Here is a 19,020-nt window from a genome sequence, read left to right as displayed (position 1 = left end):
CTCGACGGCGGGCGCGATCGCCGTCAGCGACAGCCTCGCGGTGGCCGGCTCGGTCGCGACCGCGGGCGCCGTCGCAGTGGCCGGCTCGGTCGCGACCGCGGGCGCCGTCGGGGTGGCCGGCTCCGCGGGCACCGCGGGCAGCGTCGGGGTGGCCGGCTCCGTGGGCACCGCGGGCAGCGTCGGGGTGGTCGGCTCCGTGGGCACCGCGGGCAGCGTCGGGGTGGTCGGCAGCGTGCTGACGGTGTTGAGCGTTCTGGTGCGCGAATGCGTGGCGTGCGTGGCGTGCATCGCCTGCACGCGGTGCGCCGCCTGCGTGGGTTGTGCGCGCTGCGTCGACTGTGTGGGGTGCGTCGGGTGCGTGAACTGCTCGGGTCTTCGCAATGTCCGGGGCGCACGCAACCTGCGCACTCAGTCCGCCGCGTGAGGGTCGTGGACGACGACGGACAGGGCGCGGGCGGTCGCGGCCGTGGGGTTGCGGTAGTGATGCGGCGTCGCGGGGTCGAATGCCAGGGAATCCCCTTCCGACAGCCGCAACGTGTCGAATCCGATGACGGCCTCGAGTTCTCCCTCGAGGACGTAGAGGTATTCGCGGCCACCGTGCCGGATGGCCTGGCCGTTGCCGGAGGATTGGCCGCCGGGCGCGTAGACGACCTCGAGGAAATCGACCCGGTTGTCGCGGGCCGGCGTGAGGCGCTCCCAGCGCACCCCCGTGGACAGCTGGATGGTGTTGCGCCCGTTCGCCTTTTGCAGGATGCCTGCGCCGTCGGGCCCGATTGCACGGCCCCATGAACCGGTCGCGCCGGGCGGCGCGGACGGGGGCGCCGCGGTCTCGATCGGTGCCGTCCCGAACAGCGTGTCCAGCGCGACGCCGAGTTCGTTCGCCAGCGCGTAGACCACGTTGGCCGACGGCGCGGTCACGCCCCGTTCCACCTGGGAGACGAGGCTGGCGGAACATCCGGCCCGGCGCGCGAGTTCCCTGACGGACATGTTTCGCGCGGTGCGGACCTGACGCAGCCGCCCGCCGAGGCCCTCGGTCACCGCGGGCGTCGCGCCGGTAGCCCTTCTGTCCGCCATGAGCACTCCACCTGTTCACCGAAGTGCACGCAACCGTCGTGCCGAAGACTATAAACGATCGGATTTGACAGCGAAACTACCCAAAGTGTTCAGTACAGTGAACGTTACGTACGGGGAGGGGGACGATGACCGGCGTTCGCCTGCTGAGCTTTGCCGAAATTTCCGAAGAGGCCGCCACCCACCAGGACACGCACCGGCACCCGCGCGCCGCCTCCGCCCGAGTGCCGCATTTCTGCGGCGGCGCGGTCGAGGAGATCGCCCATGAGGCATGCCCACAACAGGAATCCCTTGTTACGCAGGGAGCGTCATGACCGGGGATCATCACATCGGCTGGCTCGGAACGGGCCGACTGGGCAGCGCGATGGCCACTCGCCTGCTGGCCCATGGCGTCACGATGACCGTGTGGAACCGCACGGCGCCGAAGACCGGGCCGCTGATCGGGCTGGGCGCCACCCGCGCCGCCGCCGTCGGCGATCTGGGGCGTTGCGACATCGTGTTCACGACGGTCACGTCGTCGGCGGACCTGCTTGCGGTGACGCTGGGCCCCGGGGGCTTGTTCCGCGCGCAGCCGGCGCCGCGGATCGTCGTGGACTGTTCGACCGTGTCCGCCGAGGCGGCCGCGGAGGTCCGCGCCGAGGCCGCCAAGCGGGGGATCGCATTCCTGTCGGCGCCGGTGAGCGGCAACGCGGGCATGATCGCCCAAGGACACGGTTCGATCATCGTGTCCGGCGCGGCGAAGACCTTCGAAACCGTCCAGCCGTATCTGCGCGCGATCGCGCCCAACGTGACCTATTGCGGCACAGGGGAAGCCGCACTGCTCACCAGGCTCTGCCACAACCTGCTGCTGGGGATGGTGGGCGAGGTGCTGGCCGAGGTGACGACCCTGGCCGAGAAGGGGGGCGTGGCGCCATCGACCTTCCTGGATTTCATCGACGAATCCGTGCTCGGATCGACGTTCATCCGACACCAGGGCCAGGCGATACGCGCCCGCAACTACGAGCCCACGTTCACCACCGAAAGCGTGCGCACGGACTTCGATCTGGGGCTGGCCGCCGCCCGGCAACTCGAGGTGCCGATGCCGGTGGCGGCCACCACTCACCAACTGATCCAGACCGCGATCGGACATGGACATGGCAAGTCCGACTTCGCCGTCCTGTACGAGGTGGCGGCACGCGCGGCCGCGCTGCCGCGAACCAAACGCTGAGCCGGGTCCGCGACGCCTTGCCCGCACCGGGACAACATCGCGAAGTCCGCGTCATCACCGACCCCAGCGAGGCCGACAGGTTCGACGAGCTCGTCGAGGTCATGCTGCGCACGGTGCAGTCGCTGATCGTGGATCCCGGGCACCCGCCGGCGCACCGGCGCCAAGTTGCGGACCTTCCTGCAAGACTGGGTCGCGCCGTCGGTGCGCGCCCACTCCGCGGTCGAACGCCACCACGGAAAGGCTGGTACTGATGGGGAATCCCGTGAAGATCGGCTGCTTCCGGTACGAGACGACGGCGGCGCTGTTCGACGGCAGCGTCACCGTCGACGGCGTGGACGTCGCCATGGAGACCGCCGCAACGATCCCCGAGATCTTCCAACGCATGATGCGCGGCCGCGAGTTCGACGTGGCCGAACTGGGGCTGACGTTCTACCTGCGCACCTTCGGTGACGCTTCGCCGTTCATCGCGATCCCGGTCTTTCCCAACCGGGTGTTCCGCCACTCGTGCGTCTTCGTCAACACCGCGAGCGGGATCCGCGAGCCCGGCGATCTCGTCGGCAGGACCATCGGCGAGATGGGCATCTACGGCCAGGACTCCGGGGTGTGGGCCAAGGGAATCCTCATGGACGAGTACGGCTTTCGGCCCGAGCACAACCGCTGGCTCGTCGGCGGGCTCGACACCCCCATGGAGCCCTACGACTTCGTCCCGCAGACCCACGCCGCCGGGGTCGACGTCACGGCCGCGCCCGCGGCGCTGGGCCCGATGCTCGAGGCCGGGGCGATCGACGCGCTGTTCAGCGCGAACGTGCCGCAGTGCGTGCTGGACGGGTCGCCGGCGGTGCGGCGGCTGTTTGCCGACTTCGAGCCGGTCGAGCGCGACTACCACCGGCGCACCGGGATCTTTCCGATGATGCACACCGTCGTGATCCGGCGGGATTCGGCCGCGGCCGAGCCCGCGGTGGCGCGGGCGGTCTACCGCGCGTTCGTGGCGGCCAAAGAGGCCGCCGCCGAGCGTTACCGGGCCGGCCGGCGGGTCTACGAGGTGCAGAACATGACGCCGTGGATGAACGCGCTGTTCGAGCGGAACACGCAGCAGTTCGGCCCCGACTGGTGGCCCTACGGTATTGCCGCGAACCGCATGGCGCTGGGCACCAACCTGCGCTACCAGTTCGAGCAGGGGCTGGTGGACCGGCGCTGGACTCCCGACCAGATCTTCCTGCCGGAGTTGCTGGACACGTGATTCGCGGCGGGATGCCGAGCCCGCGCTGCCCGCGCTGGGCCGCCGGCGCGTTCTGGTGAATTCCCGCCGAACAGGCGGCGAACCGGGGGGTTCGCCTGGTGCGTGGGTGTAATGTCCGGGTTTGCCAGCGACAAGTTCCTGTTAACTCTTGGCCTGCCCGATCGCATGCCGACGGATCATTAGGGGTGCCGTGAGCACATCCGAGGTTTCCGACGTGTCGGCCGTGACTGATGCCGGGACCGACGAGGTCGTGGTGGCCCTCCACGACGAGGCCCTGCTGCTGGGCGGTGATCCCGCCGCCGTCGAGTCCTACCTGGCGCGGCTGCGCGCGAGCGCCGGGCACGCGATGCGGGTCGCCGGAATCGACGGCGCCTCGGTGGCGAACGCGGCGAGCGGGCTGGCCGGGCTGGCCTCGCTGCTGGCCGACACCGGCAAGTACGTGCAGCTGCACCGCGACAGCCTCGACGCGCTGAAGAACGGCGCGCTGCTCCCCGGCGGCAACGGCTTCTTCCGGCTGACGGCGCCCGCCGCCGACGGCCGGCTCCTGGCGCCGCTGCAGTGGCGTCCGGCGGGGATCGGGCCCGAGGCGATGATGTCGGCGCAGCTGATCGCCATGCAGATGGCGCTGAAGTCCGCGGTGGCCGAGGTGGAGGACGCCGTCCGCCGCGTGGAGGACAAGGTCGAGGCGGTGCTCGAGGTGGCCCGGGCGCACCGCGCCGGCGACGTCCTGGGCAACAACCTGACGGTGACGCGGATGGTGGACTCGCTGGCGAAGTACGGGTCGCTGCCCGACGCGTACTGGGATTCGGTGGCCGCGCTGGGGCCGGCGCTCAACGTCACCGTCGAGCAACTGCGCAACCACGTCACCCGCAGCCTGGCGTCGTTCGACCACACGATGGCCGTGCAGCAGCGCGCCGAGAAGCTGCGAAACGCGATGAACGACAACCGTATCGGCGACGCCTTGAGCCTGCTGGTGATCGCCGAGGAGTCGCTGCACAAGTGGCAGCGCCTGAGCCTGGCGCGCATCGAGTCGACCCAACCCGAGCAGCTGCTGCGGGCCATCGACGAGGCCCGCGAGCTCGTCGAGCGTCATCTCGGTGAGGACCTGCGCATCTATCGGGACGCCAAGGACGTGCTGGACCGATTCGGGAAGCTGTCGGCCATCGACGGCTTCCGCTTCTCGTCGGTGCGCGCGCTGGCCAGGCAGCAGTGCGCGCTGCGCGAGGAGCTCGACAGTTTCGCCAAGGCCCGCCATCAGCAGGTTCAGACGTGGGAGGACTTCCACATTCCCAGCGTGCTCGATGCCGCGATGGCCGCCATGGGGGCGGCCGCGACCACGACGGGCCAGGTGCTCGCGGCCTTGGGCCGCGGGGTCGTCTGGCTGGGCGCGCAGCTCGCGGAGCCGCTGCGGGGCGGGACCGCTGCCGGGGACAGTACCGGTCGGCCGTGATCGATTTCGGGCTGTCCGGTAAGCGTGCGGTGGTCTCGGGTGCGGGTTACCTGCCCGAGCGCGCGGGCCACGGCTGGTTCACGTCGCTTGTTCTCGCCGAGGCGGGCGCGTCGGTGGCCTGCATCGACATCGACGAGCAGCGCGCGCATCGCGTCGCCGACGAGATCGTCGCCAGGGGCGGGCAGGCGGTGCCGATCGTCGCGGACATGACCGATCCCGAGCAGGTCGGTCGGGCGATCGACGACGTCGTCGCGGCGCTGGGCGGGGTCGACGTGTGCGTCGACATCATCGGCGGTGCGACCTGGTCGAAGGTCGAGGATTTCACCGCCGAGCTGTGGGACGCGGCGATCCACTACAACCTGACCCAGGTCTACTACCTCTTTCAGGCCGTGTCCCGGCAGATGATCGCCCAGCGCAGCGGTGGCTCGCTGGTGGCGCTCGCCTCGGTCGACGGCATCGCGGCGGCGACCTACCACGCCGCCTACGGCGCCGCCAAGGCCGGCGTCATCTCGCTGGTCAAGACCTTCGCCGACGAGCTGGGCCGCTACGGCATTCGGGCCAACGCGGTCGCGCCGGGCAACGTGGGCTCGGGCAACGCGGACCAGCCGCCCGGCGAGTACGCCGTCAACGGGATCAACCCGCTGGCGGCGCCGCGCGCGCACGACGTCGCCAACGCCGCGTTGTTTCTGTCCTCCGAACTGGCCGCCCGCATCACCGGTCAGACACTGGTCGTCGACGGCGGTGCGTCCATTCGGCAGCTGTGGGGACTGCCGGAATCGATGATCCCGGCCAACCCGCAGGAGGCGATGCCGGCCTTCATGCGGCCGGGACCATCAGCAGGCTAGCGCTGGTGGACCATCGGCAGGCCCGGCACCGAGCTTCTGCCCTTGAGCACGTGCGGGGTCAGGATCGAGCCGACGTAGATGTCGCGCATGTCATGTCCGCCCCAGGCGATGCTGGTCGGGCCGTGCAATGCCGCGCCGTCGGGGTTGTCGAGCACGACGGTCGCCGTGCCGTCCGGGCGGATCGCGACGATCCTGTTCGCCAAAACGAGTGTGACCCAGAGGTTTCCCTCAGCATCGAACGCGCAGCCGTCGGCCATCCCCCACCGGCGGCCCACCTGCGGGTCGGCCAGGAAGCGGCCGGCGTCGGGGCCGAACTCGTCGGGGCGCCGGTCCCCCAGCGGCGGGCCGAATCGCTCTTGGGGCCCGAGCGTTTCGCCGTGGATCGGGAAGCGCACCACGTCGGCGGTCAGCGTGCGGACCACGTACAGGTAGGCCTCGTCGCGATCCAGCGCCATGCAGTTGGGGAAGCCCACCGCGTCGGCGACCACGTGCGCCGACCGGCGATCCGGTGCCACCCGGAAGAGGTGCCCGTCGGGTGTGCCACGCGCGATGGTGTCGAGCAGATCGTCGGCCGTGGTGCTCACCGAACACCACAGCGCCCCAAGGGAATCCAGCAGGACGAAGTTCAGCCACTTCAGCGGCCGCCCCTCGAGTTGGTCGGCCAGCAGCGTCGCGATCGCGCCGGTCACCGGGTCGAGCTCCTGCAGCGCGCCCACGCCCCAGTTGGCGATCAGGACGTGGCCGTCGCGGTCGAGCGCGAAGCCGTTCGGCTCGCCGCCGGCCCGACCGATGCGCCTTACGGTGTGCTCACCGGTGAGTTCGGCGACGGCAGAGGCCCTGTCGGAGGCGAAGACCCGGCCGTCACCGGTCACGACGACATGTTCGGGGCGCTCCACGCCGCGCCCAATGGGGTGCAGACCCTTCAGCGCGATCGGGGTCTCAGCCGTTTCGCTCATCGTTGCCTCGCCTGGGCGGGTGGGAAGCCGACTGTAGCGGATCTGCACATCGGCGAGGCACGCGTTCCGTCGGCGGTTCAGGTCGCGACGGAGGCCTTCAGCGACGCCAGGGCGCGGGCGCTGAGCCGGGCGAGTTCGTCGGCCTCGTCGGGGGTGAGCGCGGCCGCGAAAATCTCGGCCATCCGGCGGTTGGTCGCCCGCTCGACCTCGGCGTAGCGGTCCTTCTTGTCCGCGCCGTCGGCGAACGGCTCGGGCCAGCCGAACATCGCCGCGTACTGATGGCCCTTGTTGAGCATGTGCGCTTCCACCGGGGTGATGCCGGAAATGGTGAGGGCGTTGAAATGCACGCCGCCCCGCAGCTCGCGCAGAACCTGCATGACCTGCAGCGCCCGCGCCGCCGCGTCGTCGGCCAGCGGCATGGTGCGCCAGCCGGCATACAGCGGCAGGCCCGCGTCCGGTGCCGCCGCGATGATCTTCTCCCCCAGCGCCGCGATGCGGTCCAGGCCTTCGGCACCGGCCAGGTGCTTGCGGGCGAAGCGGGCGATCTGGTCCCAGTACACCTCGGCCGCGCCGGCGGCGCCGCGCACCGCGACGCCCTCCTCCCACAGGCCACGCAGGAAGTTGGGCTCGAACGCGACGAAGATCGAACCGACCGTGGCGCCGGTGGCCTCGCCCAGCACTCCGCCGCGGCCGGCGACGTATCCGGTGAGCGGGTTCTGGTAGCCGGCGGCGATGCTTTCGGCGAACGTCTCGGGGTGCAGCATGAACACCGCGACCGTTTGTTCGATCGGCGAGGCCGCGGCGATGGCGCCGTCGAACACGTCGTCATGACTCATGGGTTCTCCTTGTCATTCGTGGCGCTGCGTGTGTCGCACGCTACTCCTGGCGTCGGCAGCGACGACGCGGGCAGCGGCGTCCCGCCGCGGCCGCCGGTGCGCTTGATACTCCCCACGCCCGTGGGCAGACTTGTCGGATGCAGCCATGTGAGCAAGCCGCCGTCTTGGCGTCCCCGACCACAGCGCGCCCGGCGTGAGCCTGCCCGCCGGCGGGCCCGGGCCGCGCGGCCCGCTGACCTGCCTCTCGGACGTGCGCGCGTTCTTTCACACCAACACCGTGCCGCTGTACTTCATCTCACCGACCCCGTTCAACCTGCTCGGCATCGACCGCTGGATACGCAACTTCTTCTACCTCACCTACTTTGACTCGTTCGAGGGCGCGCATTCGCGCGTGTTCGTGCCCCGCCGGCGCGACCGCGTCGATTTCGACGGCATGGGGGACGTGTGCAACCACCTGCTGCGTGATCCCGAGACGCTCGATTTCATCGCGCGCCACGGGCCCGGTGGCCAGGCCTGCTTCGTCATGCTCGACGAGGAGACCGCGGTCCTGGCGCGGGAGGCGGGCCTCAACGTCATGCATCCCCCGACGGAGCTGCGGCATCGCCTGGGCTCCAAGGTCGTCATGACGCGCCTGGCCGACGAGGCGGGCGTGCCCAGCGTGCCGCACGTGATCGGGCGCGCCGGCTCCTACGAGGAACTGTCGGCGCTGGCCCACGGCGCCGGGCTGGGCGACGACCTCGTCATCGAGGCGGCATACGGCAACGCCGGCAGTGCGACGTTCTTCGTGCGCGGCGAGCGCGACTGGGACAGTTGCGCCGCCGGCGTGGCGGGGCAACCGGAAGTCAAGGTCATGAAGCGCATCCGCAATGTCGAGGTGTGCATCGAGGGCACGGTGACCCGCCACGGCACCGTGATCGGCCCCGCGATGACGAGCCTCGTCGGCTACCCGGAGCTGACCCCGTACCGGGGCGCCTGGTGCGGCAACGACGTCTGGCGCGAGGTGCTGCCGCCCGCGCAGATACACGCCGCGCGGGAGATGGTGCGCAAGCTGGGCGACGTGCTGAGCCGAGAGGGGTACCGCGGCTACTTCGAGGTGGATCTGTTGCACGACCTGGATTCCGACGAGCTCTACCTCGGCGAGGTGAACCCGCGCCTGTCCGGCGCGAGCCCGATGACGAACCTGACCACCGAGGCCTACGCCGACATTCCGCTGTTCCTGTTCCATCTGCTCGAGTACATGGACGTGGAGTACGAGCTCGACGTCGAGGAAATCAACGCGCGCTGGGAGCGGGGCTACGGCGAGGACGAGGTGTGGGGCCAGCTGATCATGTCGGAGACCTCGCCGGATCTCGAGCTGTTCACCGCGACACCGCGCACCGGCGTGTGGCGTCTCGACCAGGACGGGCGCGTCTTCTTCGCGCGCCAGGGCAACGACTGGGCCACGCTGCTCGACGATTCCGAGGCGTTCTACATGCGGGTGGCGGCGCCGGGTGACTTGCGTTGCGAGGGAGCCCAACTCGGCGTGCTGGTCACTCCCGGGCACCTGCAGACCGACGACTACCAGCTCACCGAGCGCTGCCGGCGCTGGGTCGACGGCCTCAAGGCGCACTTCGCCTCGACTCCCCTGGCGCCGGCCACGCCGATCGTCTCGCGGCTCGTCGCGCGAGCGTGAGCGGCGTTCCGGCCGGCCTGTCGCTGGACAACTGGCTGTCACCGCCGCACTCGCACTGGGCGTTCCAGCACATCGACGACTTCATGGCGAGCGCGGTGATTTCGCGCGGGACCGGACCGGCCGTGGCGTTGCCCGCCCTCAGTGCGCCGATCGCCGAGATCGCGGTGACCGGAGCCGACGGGACGGCCACCACCGTCGGCGCGGTGATGGCCGGCACCGGTACCGACGGGTGGGCCGTCGCCCACCGCGGTGCGCTGGTGGCCGAGGAGTACCTCGGCGGCATGGGCGCGCAGACCCGGCATCTGCTGTTCTCGATCAGCAAGTCGCTGGTGGCGGCCGTGGTCGGCGCGCTGTGCGGGGCCGGTGTGCTCGATGTCGACGCGCCGGTCACGGATTACGTTGGCGTGCTGGCAGAGTGCGGCTACGCCGGTGCGACGGTGCGCCACCTGCTGGACATGAGGTCGGGGATCTTGTTCTCTGAGGATTACGGCGATCCGGACGCGGAGATCCACGTGCGCGAGCAGGTGATCGGGTGGCAGCGTCAGACCAGGCCGGACCTCCCGTTGACGTTGCGGGACTACCTGCTGACCCTGCGGCGCAAGTCGGCGCACGGCGGCCCGTTCGAATACCGTTCGTGCGAAACCGATGTGCTGGGTTGGGTCTGCGAGGCCGCCGGCGGCAAGCGGATGCCCGAACTGATGTCGGAGCTGCTGTGGAGCCGCATCGGCGCGCAATGCGACGCGACCATCGGCGTCGACGCCGCCGGCACGGGAATCTTCGACGGCGGCATCAACGCCTGTCTGACCGACATGATCCGGTTCGGGTCGCTGTTTGTGCGCGACGGTGCCTCGTTGACCGGCGAGCAGGTGGTGCCGGCGGCGTGGATCGCCGACACCCTTGCCGGCGGGCCCGATTCACGTGCGGCGTTCGCCGCCTGCCCCGAGGACACCGACATGCCCGGCGGGATGTACCGCAACCAGGTGTGGTTTCCCTACCCGGGCAACAATGTCGCGCTGTGCCTGGGCATGTGCGGTCAGATGATCTACGTCAACCGCTCCGCGGAGGTGGTGGCCGCGAAATTGTCCACCCAGCCGAACTCCGGGGACCCGCAGCTCCAGTTGGACACGTTGCGCGCATTCGACGCGGTGGCACGCGAATTGGGTGGGGGCACTGGTTCAAAGTTTTTGTGACCTCAGGTTCGCGTGGGAATGAGTACCGCCACATCGCTGTGCAGGTGCGCCAGGCCGCTGTCGAGAGTCGCCAACTGCCCGTTGCGGATTCGTGCAAGCTGGGCGAGGTAGGCATCGGTGACCTGTCGGTGGCCGACCACACCGGTGACTTCTACGTCTGCGAAAGAAACACTGTCGGGCCAGAACTCGTGATGGACCGAACCCGCGACCGCACGTTCGCGTCGAGCAGCGCCGTCACTCCTCATCCTCCAATGACCGCACGTCCTCGGAAGTCACACGACCGTCCCAACACTCACCAGCGGCAACCCCGTCCTGGCGTCTCGGGAGATTGCGGCGGTCCCGCCGGCTCCGAGGCCGCGCCGAATGAGGTCGGCGACGGTTTCGCTCAACGTGCGGTGGGTGTCCCGCGCAATCGCCAACGCCTGGTTGTGCAGGTCGTCGGGGAGGTCAACGGTGGTGCGCATGGCCCAACCCAGCATCAGTGCATCAAGATGCAGGTGTGCACAAGTGGCACGCGTGTGGAACTGATGAAGGTGGGGATTCCGAGCTCGTCGGCGCGACGGCGAGGACGTCACGTCTGTCTCAGTGGTCACCGCCGCCGACCACCATGCGAATTGCGCCGCGACCGCGGTATCGGCACCAGCGAGGCGGTCAACCACATCGACGGGAAGTGATCAGGTGCCCGCGGCGGGCGCACATCTGCGAGGGCCCCGATGGCGTCGACGCAGGAGAACAGGCCTCGCCTACCGGTCAAGGGATGGATGAGAGCTGTTGCGCACCAAGCGCTCTACCCGGAGACCTTGACGACGAGCTTGCCGACATTCTTGCCGTCGAAGAGCATGTTGATGGCCGTGGGCAACTGCTCGAAGCCCTCGATGACGGTCTCGAGCGGGGTGAGTTTGCCCTCGGCGATCAGGCCGGCGATCTCGGTGATCGCCTCCGGCGCACGCCCGAAGTGGTCGAGGACGATGAAGCCCTGCACCGTCGCGCGCTGGATGAGCAGGTTGCCGAACGCGCGCGGCCCGGGCGGCGGGTCGGCCGCGTTGTAGCCGGAGATCATGCCGCACAGAGCCACCCGCGCACCGATGTTGAGGCGCGCGAAGATCGCGTCCATGATGTCGCCGCCCACGTTTTCGAAGTCGACATCGATGCCGTCGGGCGTGGCCGCGGCGAGCTGGGCGGCCCAGTCGTCGGCGCGGTGGTCGACGGCCGCGTCGAAGCCGAGCCGCTCGGTCACCAGCTTGCACTTGTCGGGGCCGCCGGCGATCCCGACGACGCGCGCGCCGGCGGCCTTGGCGAGTTGGCCGGCGACCGAGCCGACCGCGCCGGCCGCGGCCGAGACCACGACAGTCTCCCCCGGCTTCGGCTTGCCGATGTCGCGCATCCCGACCCACGCCGTGAGCCCGGTCATCCCGAGCGCGCCGAGATAGGCGCTCGGCGAGACACCGTCGGCGACCTCGACCGGCATCAGCGGCGCCGTCGGTGAGGCGACCGCGTACTGCTGCCAGCCGACCAGGCCCTGCACCATCTGGCCGACCCGATAGTCCGGGCTGTTGGACGCGATCACCTCGCCCAGGCCGAGCCCGCGCATGACCTCGCCGATGCCGACCGGCGGTAGGTAGGTCGGGGTGTCGTTGATCCACATGCGGTTGGTCGGGTCCAGCGAGATCCAGTCGACGCGCACCAGCGCCTCGCCGTCACCGATCTGGGGCACCGGCTCCTCGCTGAGCTCGAAGGTGTCCGCGTCGACGCGCCCGGTGGGGCGCTGACGGAGAAGGAAGCGACGGTTTCGTTCGGCCATGAGCGCACGCTACCGGACGCCGTCGGCGGGCCATAGGGGTCCGTCCGAGCCATATGGGTTCGTCGTACACAGCGGTCGAAACTGTCCCGCAGGCCCGCCGGTGCAGGCATACGATCATTCGCGACGCGAAATACCCTGCGCAGAAAGACTTTGCGCCGAATAACCGTGGTATGTCGCCCGGCGGCAGCCGCCGTTCACGCCTGCACGAGTCAGGTCCGGCGCGCGCGACAGGCTATCAGCGGTATTCCACGATGCCCAGCCCATCGATACGCCGGAAATCCGCCGTGTTCGCGGTGACCACCGGGATCCCTAATCGTAGGCTCGTGCAACCGATCCAGAGGTCGTTGGTGCCGATCAGTTCGCCGCGGCGACGTAGTTCGCGTGCCACTCTGGCGTAGACAAACGCGGTTTGATCATCTACCGGAACGACTACGTGTCCTTCGCGCATGGCTGCGACGGTGGGGTGTTCAGCTTGGTCGAATCCTTCAGCGAACTCGCCCAGCGCGATCGTCGACAGGAACAACTCCGCGTCTGGCGACCGTTTGAGGAAACGGTGCGCGGCGCCGTCGTCACCACCGGAGACTCGTTCCCTTTGAAGGTCGATCAGGAACGTGGTGTCGACGCTCAGCCGGAGCGCCATTGGTCATCCGGCGGCGTGTCCGCGTGCTGCGCTTCGTCCAGGCGCGCGAGAACGTCGTCGTTCACCGTCGGCAGTCCGGCGAGTGCATCGAGAAGCGCTGCTGCCGTGCGGGTTTCGTTGCGCCAGTGCGCGCGCTTGATGACATGAGAGAACGATTCGTTCGGCGAACGCCGAGCGGTCCGAAGGCGTTCGTAAGCCTCGAGATCGATCGATATCGTCTTGGTCGCCACAGTGCATGTATACATGCATGGGTCTGTGTATGCAATGGGACGCCCCGCACAGAGCTTGGGACGAGTACTGATGCCGACTGGTCTTCCGAAGACTTTTCGACGACGACCACCAGCGAGCAGCACCGGCGGCGTACATCTCAGGGATTGGGCCAGCCAGTCGGCGCCCGCAGGACTCCGTCGGCGCCGTGGGCTCTACACTGGCGCTTCGACAGGAATACCGAGGTCGGCGGCTGCGCCAGCCATACGGTTGTCATAGGTAACCACGGCGCGCAGCTCCGCACCGGCACGCCGGGCGGCGGCGAGGTGGATTGCATCAAGCGTGCGCAAGCGGGCGGGGCGAAGATCAGCGGCGGCATCAAGCAGGCCGCGGGTCAGGTTGACGGTGTCGAGCTCGTCCAGGATGCGACGCGCCTGGGCTACCGCCGCGATGCCGGCGCCGAGGACGGCGCGGACGAGCTCGGTTCGGGTAAGCGCCGCGGTGAACAGCGTGTCGTCGCCGACCCGACGCAGGTACGCGTGCAGGGCCGCCGATTCGCGTTCGGAAACAACGAGTTTGACCAACGCCGAGGTGTCGAGGTACGCCCTCATCGCTCCCCGGCTCGCAGCTCGGCGAGCGCTTGCGAGGCGTCAAAGTCGCTCGCTATCGGTTCGACGTCCCGGACGTTTCCCCCGCGCGCCGCCGGGGTGATCTCCCCGGCCGCAATCATGTCCGCCCAGGGCTCGTCGGTGATGGGGACGAGCCGGGCGATCGGACGTCCGTGCTCGGTGATTTCGATGGGGTCTCCGCTCGACGTGACCTTGGCCAGATACCGGCTGGCGTTCTGCCGAAGCTCGCGGACACCGATCCTCTCCATGTGCTACAGGGTAGCACTAATGGGGCGGTGCCAAGCAGCTCTCTGTGTCCGCTCCGACAGCCGCGCCAGGGTGAGCGGTTGCGACCATGCGTTATCGCGAGGCGTCCTGGAAATTCCATCACAATGGTCGCGAAACGGGCTGCGGGCGTGTCTGATGGACTCGGCACCAGTTGACGTTCGGCGCGCCAGCGGAGATGCGGTTGGCGCTGGCCAGCACGCTCTACTCCGATACCTTGACGACGAGCTTGCCGACGTTGACGCCGTCGAAGAGCATGTTGATCGGCGTCGGCAACTGCTTGAAGCCCTCGACGACGGTCTCGAGCGGGGTGAGCTTGCCCTCGGCGATCAACCCGGCGATCTCGGTGATCGCCTCCGGGGCGCGCCCGTGGTGGTCGAGGACGATGAAGACACCGCAGCGCCACACGACGACGGCAAACGGCCTCACCGGCGCCGCCGCATCGAATCGTCGTCGAAGTGCAGTGCCGCAATTACTTTGGTAAAACACTTTCCTGACGGAAGCAGGCTGCATACCCTCGACGCGTGTCCGATGCCGTGAAGATGAAGAGACCGCAGCCAGACACCAACAGCTCGGTCAGCAGCCTGGCCGCCTACCGCAAGTGCGCCGAACGTGCACGGGCGGCGTGGCCGGCGTTTGCCGCCGAGCGCCGAAGACGTCTGCGACAAGGCGGAGGCGGGCAACCCGTCGAGAAGGTCGCCGAGAACATCTTGGAGAACCTTTTCACCACCGTCCTGGACTGGCCGATAGAAAACATCCGGCCTCAGGTGGAACGGGCCGACATCGTGCTGACCCGGCTGGGGCTGAAGTACCTGGTCCTCGAGGTTAAACGGCCCGGCTGGCTGACCGGGCGCCAGACGGCGATCGACGCTGCCTTGAACCAAGCCCGCCTTTATGCCGACGACCAGCGTGTCAAGGCCGTGGCGGTGAGCGACTCGATCATGCTGTACGCGGCCGACGTCGTGGGTGGCGGGCTGCGCCCGCGGGTCTGGCTGCAGCTTGACACCGAGGAAGCCCCCGATGATCTGTGGTGGTTGTCGGTTCACGGCATCTACCGGCTCCGCCCGGATCTGCCGGTGGGTCTCGGGGCGCTGTCAATGCGCAACAGCGAGGTCGGTTCTGATGCGAATCTCGACGCCGCCGTTGAGCTGCACCCGAAATACAAGCTCGCCATGCAGTGCTTCGCCTATGTCGGCGCCGCGAACGACACCCACACCTGGAAGCTGCCCTACCTGTTGGCCGACGGCATCACCCCGGACGCCAGGCGGTTGCCGAAGGCGATCCAGTGCATCTTGAGCAACTACCGCGGCGCCGTGGTGGACATTCCGGAAGCCGACGTCGGCGATGTCCTGGTGCGGCTCGGGACGGCGGCGGCAGTGCTGCGCAAGATGCCCTGCCAAAAGCCGTCCACGGCCACCGCCTACCGCGAAGCCCACCAATTCCTGGCACAGCTGGATCGGCTCTGCGACGTCGGCTGTTGCCCGAAGGAGTAGCCGGCCAGCACCGCATCCCGCGATAGGGCTTCCCCGGCAAACACCTGCGCCGCCCGCCGTCTCGTCGGATACTGACCGTGGCGAAAGGAAGCAGGGAATGCGGTGAAGTCGCTCGTCGGAGGGATGTTCGGCAAGTATAAGGTCGTCCGACTGCTCGGTACGGGCGGCATGGGCAAGGTGTACGAGGCCTACGACACCGACAAGGGCAGAACGGTCGCGTTGAAGCTGCTCAACGAGCAGTATGCCGATGACGAGAAATTCCGTGCCCGTTTCCTGCGCGAATCGCGTGCCGCGGCCATCCTCCAGGAGCCGCATGTCATCCCGATCCACGACTGGGGCGAGATCGGCAACGTCCTCTACATCGACATGCGGCTGGTCCGGGGCCAGACCCTGCACGACATGCTCAAGAGAGGCGCCCTGGACCCGCAGCGCGCCACCGACATCGTCGGCCAGATCGCCGCCGCGCTCGATGCCGCCCACGCCGAAGGACTGATCCATCGCGACGTGAAACCACAGAACATCATCGTCACGCCGGACGACTTCGCCTACCTGGTGGACTTCGGTATCGCCGAGACCAGGGGCGACACTCACCTGACGATGGCGGGCTATCAGGTGGGCAGCTTCGACTACATGGCGCCGGAACGGTTCGGGGGCTCCGAGGCAACACCGGCGGTCGATGTCTATGCGCTGGCCTGCGTTCTCCACGAGGCGTTGACGGGCCACAAACCGTTCGCGGGCCACAGCGCCCAGGTCATCGCGGCGCATCTGTCGTCCCCACCGCCGCGGCCCAGCGCACTCAATGCCCGCGTTCCGGCATCGTTCGACGACGTCGTTGCCCGCGGCATGGCCAAACACCCCGATGACCGTTACGGCAGTGCCGGAGCGCTGGGCCGCGCCGCCAAGCATGCCCTCGCAGCGGGAGCGTCGGCGGCCGGTGCGCCCACGATGGAGGCGCCCCGATACGTGGCGGGACCGGTTAGCTACCCACCCTTCAACGCCCAATACGCTCCTCCGCCGACGGTTCCGCCGACGCAAAGCCGTGGCAACTACGTGTTGCCGGTGTTGATTGCTGCCGCCGCACTTTTGCTCGTCGGCGTCGTGGTGCTGACGATCGCAGTTGTCGCCACCCGCAACAAGGAGCCGGACACCCCGTCGCCGACACTGGCCGATACCCCGCCCAGCGTGCTCACCTATCAGTCGGAGCCGTCCTCGACCACGCAGCCGGTCTATCCCCAAAGCACGGCCATCTCCGCGCCGCCGGACGCCGAGCAGCGGCTGCGCCACATCGCCGATGAGGACCGGCCATTCGTGGCCGCCACCCTAGCCGAGTATTGGGTGCCGCAACTGAGCTCCAAACGTCCGGGCGTCGTCGACCAGGGTGTGGTGTGGGACAACACCATGACGCTGCAGGAGCATCTGGACCTCAGGCAGCGCTATCCCGACGTACGGCTGCTGTGGTCGGGTGACTGGTCGACCTTTTCGGCGCCCGACTTCTGGGTCACCGTGGTCGGTTTGGCATTTCCCGACTCCGCCGGTCCGCTGACGTGGTGCAGGGCCCAAGCACTGGACCGGGACCACTGCATCGCCAAGCTCATCAGCACGACGCATGCGGTCGGGGGAAGTACGGCCTACAACTGATGTGGGACAAACTAACCGGCCGGATACGGGTCCACGCCGTCCAGCCACAGCCGTTTCCCGAACCCGCCGACCTCAGCGCGCTTGCGGTCTCCGGCGTCGACGATGTCCGCGAGCGTGACGCCGTGCTCGGCGGCGATGGCCTGAAGCACTTCCAGCACGTCGGCGGCCTCTTCGATGAGGGACTCGGTTGTCGTCGCCGCGATCAGTTCGTCGACCTCTTCGCGCAGCTTCTCGTGCAGGGCGGTCCGGTACGTACCGGCGGCCAACGTCGTGACCCGGGGCGTGCGTCCGGAGGCTCGAATGATGTCGGGAATCTTGTCCCGGACGAGTTTGCCCACGCGGCCCCTTTCGCTGGCGATAATGCGTCGGTGCAGTTCTACCTCACCGGGCCGACAACACGGGTGCGCCGTGGATGACAGGGCCGATCCGCTTCTGCTCGGACAGCGGGTGGTGGCAATCCTCGAGACGGGTCTACGCACGGCCACCTACAAACTCGCCACGTTGATGGCACTCCTCGACCACTGCATCGAGAAAATGCCCGAGCGGCCCTTCGATGTTCTGCCGGTGCCGATTCCCGACCTGGCCCACCGGGTGCTGGAGATCTACTGGCAGCAGGTGCGCCCATTCGACGGCCACGAACTGCGCCAATCCACACAGCCGCGCGCACGAATCCTGATCGCCACCAATGCGTTACGTGCGGCGGCTGGGGTCAGCCGCACAAGCGTTTCGGTAGACATCGCCGGGCTGCGCGCTCCCGCAGCCTACCAGCGCGCCATCGACCAGATCACGTTGTGCCTGGCCCAGCAGCCGTTGCACCGGCTGCAGAAACTGCCCGGCTCATCGACGAGTGAGCCTTTCCTGTACGACGACTCGTTCCTGCACGACCACGTGTCGCGGTCGACGCTGCGCGCACACGGCGACGCCATCGAACTCAAACCCGGAGTAGCACACAGCCTTGCCCGGCTGGCGGGTCTGCTCAAACCCGCGCTGGAAATCATGTGGGTTGACGATGTGCGGCGGATGAACAAGTTCCTCTACGAGCAGGTCCCCGATGTCGCAGGTCATCTGTTCGGTCGTGAGCGGACCGCCTTGGCCGCCGTACGTGCGCCATTCAAGGAGGCCTTCGGCCCGCATTGCTTCTACTGCAATACACACCTGGCGGTCAACAACCCGGTCGATCATGTGCTGCCGTGGTCATTGGCGGGTATTGACGGCCTGGCCAATCTGGTGCTGGCGTGTGCTCGCTGCAACGGCGACAAAAGTGGCGCGCTGCCCGCGGTGTCGATCCTGGACCGGGTACTCGAACGTGACCGCCAGGTGCTGGAACAGATCGCATCCGAGATTCAGTGGCCGACGCAGCGCGACCGAATGGTTTCCGCGGCTCGCGGCATTTATCGGGTGCAGCCGGCCGGCGTGCCGACGTGGTCGGGATACAAACAGACCGAGCGGCTCGACATCGGCTTTCCGTTGTCGTGGGCGTGAACGTGAAGCGATGTCGCATTGAGTCGACATCTTCCTCGGGGCGAGGGGATTCAGCGGAACACCTATCACGCAACAGCCGCCCGCGAAGCGATAAATACCTCCATCGGCATCGGCCGGCGCAGTCGCCAGGTAATCGCCATCGGCCGCTCCCCTTCGTGGGAGACGTAGTCGGCCGGGCCGAGAAACACGTACGGCGACGTGCCCAACGCGTTGTTTTTCGTCTCGCGTACGAAGAGCAGGATGTGGGATCCGCGCTGGCGGTGGTGAATATAGCGCTGCCCGGTCGGTGATGCCGAGGTCGTCGTCGACTGCGATTCCCAGTTGTTGAGCGGCACTTTCGATGATGATGATGGCGTCATTGGTGTTGACGATGATCTGGTGATGGGAACGGCCCCGCTC

At 68.3% G+C, this 19,020-nt stretch carries 22 protein-coding genes and 3 pseudogenes; 12 read left to right on the top strand and 13 right to left on the bottom strand.

Features of this window, described 5'->3' with window-relative positions; genetic code table 11:
- Positions 1–40: 40 nt before the first annotated feature.
- On the top strand, positions 41–424 hold the full coding sequence (locus FPZ47_RS28320) for a hypothetical protein (protein ID WP_425461740.1): 384 nt from the start codon (positions 41–43) through the stop codon (positions 422–424).
- Here FPZ47_RS28320 and FPZ47_RS08900 read toward each other — a convergent pair.
- A complete protein-coding gene (locus tag FPZ47_RS08900; protein WP_144948376.1) occupies positions 409–1,074 on the bottom strand; it encodes a helix-turn-helix domain-containing protein in 666 nt (221 codons plus the stop codon). The genes FPZ47_RS28320 and FPZ47_RS08900 overlap by 16 nt on opposite strands.
- A gap of 125 nt (positions 1,075–1,199) precedes the next feature.
- Here FPZ47_RS08900 and FPZ47_RS08895 point away from each other — a divergent pair, with 125 nt between their 5' ends.
- The 6 genes and pseudogenes from FPZ47_RS08895 to FPZ47_RS08870 all read left to right on the top strand — a co-directional run bounded on the left by FPZ47_RS08895 (position 1,200) and on the right by FPZ47_RS08870 (position 5,813).
- The gene (locus FPZ47_RS08895; protein ID WP_144948374.1) at positions 1,200–1,385 is read left to right on the top strand and encodes a hypothetical protein; all 186 of its coding nucleotides are present in this window, start codon (positions 1,200–1,202) and stop codon (positions 1,383–1,385) included.
- Positions 1,382–2,278 (top strand): NAD(P)-dependent oxidoreductase, encoded by an 897-nt coding sequence (locus tag FPZ47_RS08890; RefSeq protein WP_144948372.1) that lies wholly within the window; start codon positions 1,382–1,384, stop codon positions 2,276–2,278. Before FPZ47_RS08895 ends, FPZ47_RS08890 begins: the two co-directional genes overlap by 4 nt.
- A gap of 83 nt (positions 2,279–2,361) precedes the next feature.
- Positions 2,362–2,494 (top strand): annotated as a pseudogene (locus tag FPZ47_RS29330) (TetR family transcriptional regulator); the annotation flags it as partial.
- 34 nt (positions 2,495–2,528) lie between these two features.
- On the top strand, positions 2,529–3,518 hold the full coding sequence (locus FPZ47_RS08880) for a substrate-binding domain-containing protein (RefSeq protein ID WP_144948370.1): 990 nt from the start codon (positions 2,529–2,531) through the stop codon (positions 3,516–3,518).
- Positions 3,519–3,708: 190 nt separating this feature from the next.
- A complete protein-coding gene (locus FPZ47_RS08875) occupies positions 3,709–4,968 on the top strand; it encodes a hypothetical protein (RefSeq protein ID WP_246133273.1) in 1,260 nt (419 codons plus the stop codon).
- Positions 4,965–5,813 carry an SDR family NAD(P)-dependent oxidoreductase gene (locus tag FPZ47_RS08870; protein WP_144948368.1) on the top strand — a complete coding sequence of 283 codons (849 nt, stop codon included), beginning with the start codon at positions 4,965–4,967 and terminating at the stop codon, positions 5,811–5,813. Before FPZ47_RS08875 ends, FPZ47_RS08870 begins: the two co-directional genes overlap by 4 nt.
- Here the strand turns inward: FPZ47_RS08870 and FPZ47_RS08865 are convergent.
- Together FPZ47_RS08865 and FPZ47_RS08860 are read right to left on the bottom strand one after the other, a co-directional pair.
- Positions 5,810–6,769: an SMP-30/gluconolactonase/LRE family protein gene (locus FPZ47_RS08865; RefSeq protein WP_144948361.1), complete on the bottom strand. Its 960-nt coding sequence runs from the start codon at positions 6,767–6,769 to the stop codon at positions 5,810–5,812. The two genes, FPZ47_RS08870 and FPZ47_RS08865, sit on opposite strands and share 4 nt — an antisense overlap.
- Before the next feature lie 77 nt (positions 6,770–6,846).
- Positions 6,847–7,605 (bottom strand): SCO6745 family protein, encoded by a 759-nt coding sequence (locus FPZ47_RS08860; protein WP_144948358.1) that lies wholly within the window; start codon positions 7,603–7,605, stop codon positions 6,847–6,849.
- A gap of 193 nt (positions 7,606–7,798) precedes the next feature.
- On the opposite strand from FPZ47_RS08860, the gene FPZ47_RS08855 reads away from it, so the two are divergent.
- Positions 7,799–9,277: a biotin carboxylase gene (locus FPZ47_RS08855; protein ID WP_144948355.1), complete on the top strand. Its 1,479-nt coding sequence runs from the start codon at positions 7,799–7,801 to the stop codon at positions 9,275–9,277.
- Between the two features lie 23 nt (positions 9,278–9,300).
- Positions 9,301–10,467 (top strand): serine hydrolase domain-containing protein, encoded by a 1,167-nt coding sequence (locus FPZ47_RS08850; protein ID WP_246133276.1) that lies wholly within the window; start codon positions 9,301–9,303, stop codon positions 10,465–10,467.
- 2 nt (positions 10,468–10,469) lie between these two features.
- On the opposite strand, the pseudogene FPZ47_RS08845 reads toward FPZ47_RS08850, so the two are convergent.
- The 8 genes and pseudogenes from FPZ47_RS08845 to FPZ47_RS08810 form a co-directional block, all read right to left on the bottom strand.
- A pseudogene (locus tag FPZ47_RS08845) lies at positions 10,470–10,661 on the bottom strand (PIN domain-containing protein); the annotation flags it as partial.
- Between the two features lie 40 nt (positions 10,662–10,701).
- Positions 10,702–10,931: pseudogene (locus tag FPZ47_RS08840) on the bottom strand (antitoxin).
- A 323-nt stretch (positions 10,932–11,254) separates the two neighbouring features.
- Positions 11,255–12,268, bottom strand: a complete 1,014-nt coding sequence (locus tag FPZ47_RS08835; protein ID WP_144948349.1) for an NADP-dependent oxidoreductase — start codon at positions 12,266–12,268, stop codon at positions 11,255–11,257.
- Between the two features lie 235 nt (positions 12,269–12,503).
- Positions 12,504–12,908, bottom strand: a complete 405-nt coding sequence (locus tag FPZ47_RS08830; protein WP_144948346.1) for a type II toxin-antitoxin system VapC family toxin — start codon at positions 12,906–12,908, stop codon at positions 12,504–12,506.
- Complete coding sequence (locus tag FPZ47_RS08825; RefSeq protein WP_144948343.1) at positions 12,893–13,138, bottom strand: antitoxin VapB family protein; 246 nt, start codon at positions 13,136–13,138, stop codon at positions 12,893–12,895. Before FPZ47_RS08825 ends, FPZ47_RS08830 begins: the two co-directional genes overlap by 16 nt.
- 192 nt (positions 13,139–13,330) lie before the next feature.
- Entirely contained in the window at positions 13,331–13,726 is a 396-nt protein-coding gene (locus FPZ47_RS08820; RefSeq protein ID WP_144948340.1) for a type II toxin-antitoxin system VapC family toxin, read from the bottom strand.
- Positions 13,723–13,992 (bottom strand): type II toxin-antitoxin system Phd/YefM family antitoxin, encoded by a 270-nt coding sequence (locus FPZ47_RS08815; RefSeq protein ID WP_144948338.1) that lies wholly within the window; start codon positions 13,990–13,992, stop codon positions 13,723–13,725. The genes FPZ47_RS08820 and FPZ47_RS08815 overlap by 4 nt, the downstream gene beginning before the upstream one ends.
- A gap of 220 nt (positions 13,993–14,212) precedes the next feature.
- Positions 14,213–14,437 carry a hypothetical protein gene (locus FPZ47_RS08810; protein ID WP_246133272.1) on the bottom strand — a complete coding sequence of 75 codons (225 nt, stop codon included), beginning with the start codon at positions 14,435–14,437 and terminating at the stop codon, positions 14,213–14,215.
- A gap of 95 nt (positions 14,438–14,532) precedes the next feature.
- Here FPZ47_RS08810 and FPZ47_RS08805 point away from each other — a divergent pair, with 95 nt between their 5' ends.
- Positions 14,533–15,501, top strand: coding sequence for a hypothetical protein (locus tag FPZ47_RS08805; RefSeq protein WP_144948335.1), 969 nt, complete (start codon positions 14,533–14,535; stop codon positions 15,499–15,501).
- A 102-nt stretch (positions 15,502–15,603) separates the two neighbouring features.
- On the top strand, positions 15,604–17,139 hold the full coding sequence (locus tag FPZ47_RS08800) for a serine/threonine-protein kinase (protein WP_144948331.1): 1,536 nt from the start codon (positions 15,604–15,606) through the stop codon (positions 17,137–17,139).
- An 11-nt stretch (positions 17,140–17,150) separates the two neighbouring features.
- On the opposite strand, the gene FPZ47_RS08795 is transcribed toward FPZ47_RS08800, so the two are convergent.
- Positions 17,151–17,477, bottom strand: coding sequence for a nucleoside triphosphate pyrophosphohydrolase (locus FPZ47_RS08795; RefSeq protein ID WP_144948328.1), 327 nt, complete (start codon positions 17,475–17,477; stop codon positions 17,151–17,153).
- A gap of 22 nt (positions 17,478–17,499) precedes the next feature.
- On the opposite strand from FPZ47_RS08795, the gene FPZ47_RS08790 reads away from it, so the two are divergent.
- A complete protein-coding gene (locus FPZ47_RS08790; RefSeq protein WP_168209397.1) occupies positions 17,500–18,621 on the top strand; it encodes an HNH endonuclease in 1,122 nt (373 codons plus the stop codon).
- A 65-nt stretch (positions 18,622–18,686) separates the two neighbouring features.
- Here the strand turns inward: FPZ47_RS08790 and FPZ47_RS08785 are convergent.
- Positions 18,687–19,020, bottom strand: a 334-nt coding sequence (locus tag FPZ47_RS08785) for a DUF3427 domain-containing protein (RefSeq protein ID WP_144948322.1), incomplete at its 5' end; no start/stop codon positions are given.

The organism is Mycobacterium helveticum (assembly GCF_007714205.1).
Lineage (GTDB): Bacteria > Actinomycetota > Actinomycetes > Mycobacteriales > Mycobacteriaceae > Mycobacterium > Mycobacterium helveticum.
The sequence above is the reverse complement of the archived record's forward strand: the minus strand, read 5'-3'. Positions and strand labels throughout refer to the sequence as shown.

Excerpts from the sequence above, each read along its gene's own strand:
- FPZ47_RS08900 (WP_144948376.1), bottom strand. The coding sequence starts at position 1,074 with ATGGCGGACAGAAGGGCTACCGGCGCGACGCCCGCGGTGACCGAGGGC.
- FPZ47_RS08895 (WP_144948374.1), top strand. The coding sequence starts at position 1,200 with ATGACCGGCGTTCGCCTGCTGAGCTTTGCCGAAATTTCCGAAGAGGCC.
- FPZ47_RS08890 (WP_144948372.1), top strand. The coding sequence starts at position 1,382 with ATGACCGGGGATCATCACATCGGCTGGCTCGGAACGGGCCGACTGGGC.
- FPZ47_RS08880 (WP_144948370.1), top strand. The coding sequence starts at position 2,529 with ATGGGGAATCCCGTGAAGATCGGCTGCTTCCGGTACGAGACGACGGCG.
- FPZ47_RS08865 (WP_144948361.1), bottom strand. The coding sequence starts at position 6,769 with ATGAGCGAAACGGCTGAGACCCCGATCGCGCTGAAGGGTCTGCACCCC.
- FPZ47_RS08860 (WP_144948358.1), bottom strand. The coding sequence starts at position 7,605 with ATGAGTCATGACGACGTGTTCGACGGCGCCATCGCCGCGGCCTCGCCG.
- FPZ47_RS08835 (WP_144948349.1), bottom strand. The coding sequence starts at position 12,268 with ATGGCCGAACGAAACCGTCGCTTCCTTCTCCGTCAGCGCCCCACCGGG.
- FPZ47_RS08830 (WP_144948346.1), bottom strand. The coding sequence starts at position 12,908 with ATGGCGCTCCGGCTGAGCGTCGACACCACGTTCCTGATCGACCTTCAA.
- FPZ47_RS08820 (WP_144948340.1), bottom strand. The coding sequence starts at position 13,726 with ATGAGGGCGTACCTCGACACCTCGGCGTTGGTCAAACTCGTTGTTTCC.
- FPZ47_RS08815 (WP_144948338.1), bottom strand. The coding sequence starts at position 13,992 with ATGGAGAGGATCGGTGTCCGCGAGCTTCGGCAGAACGCCAGCCGGTAT.
- FPZ47_RS08790 (WP_168209397.1), top strand. The coding sequence starts at position 17,500 with ATGCGTCGGTGCAGTTCTACCTCACCGGGCCGACAACACGGGTGCGCC.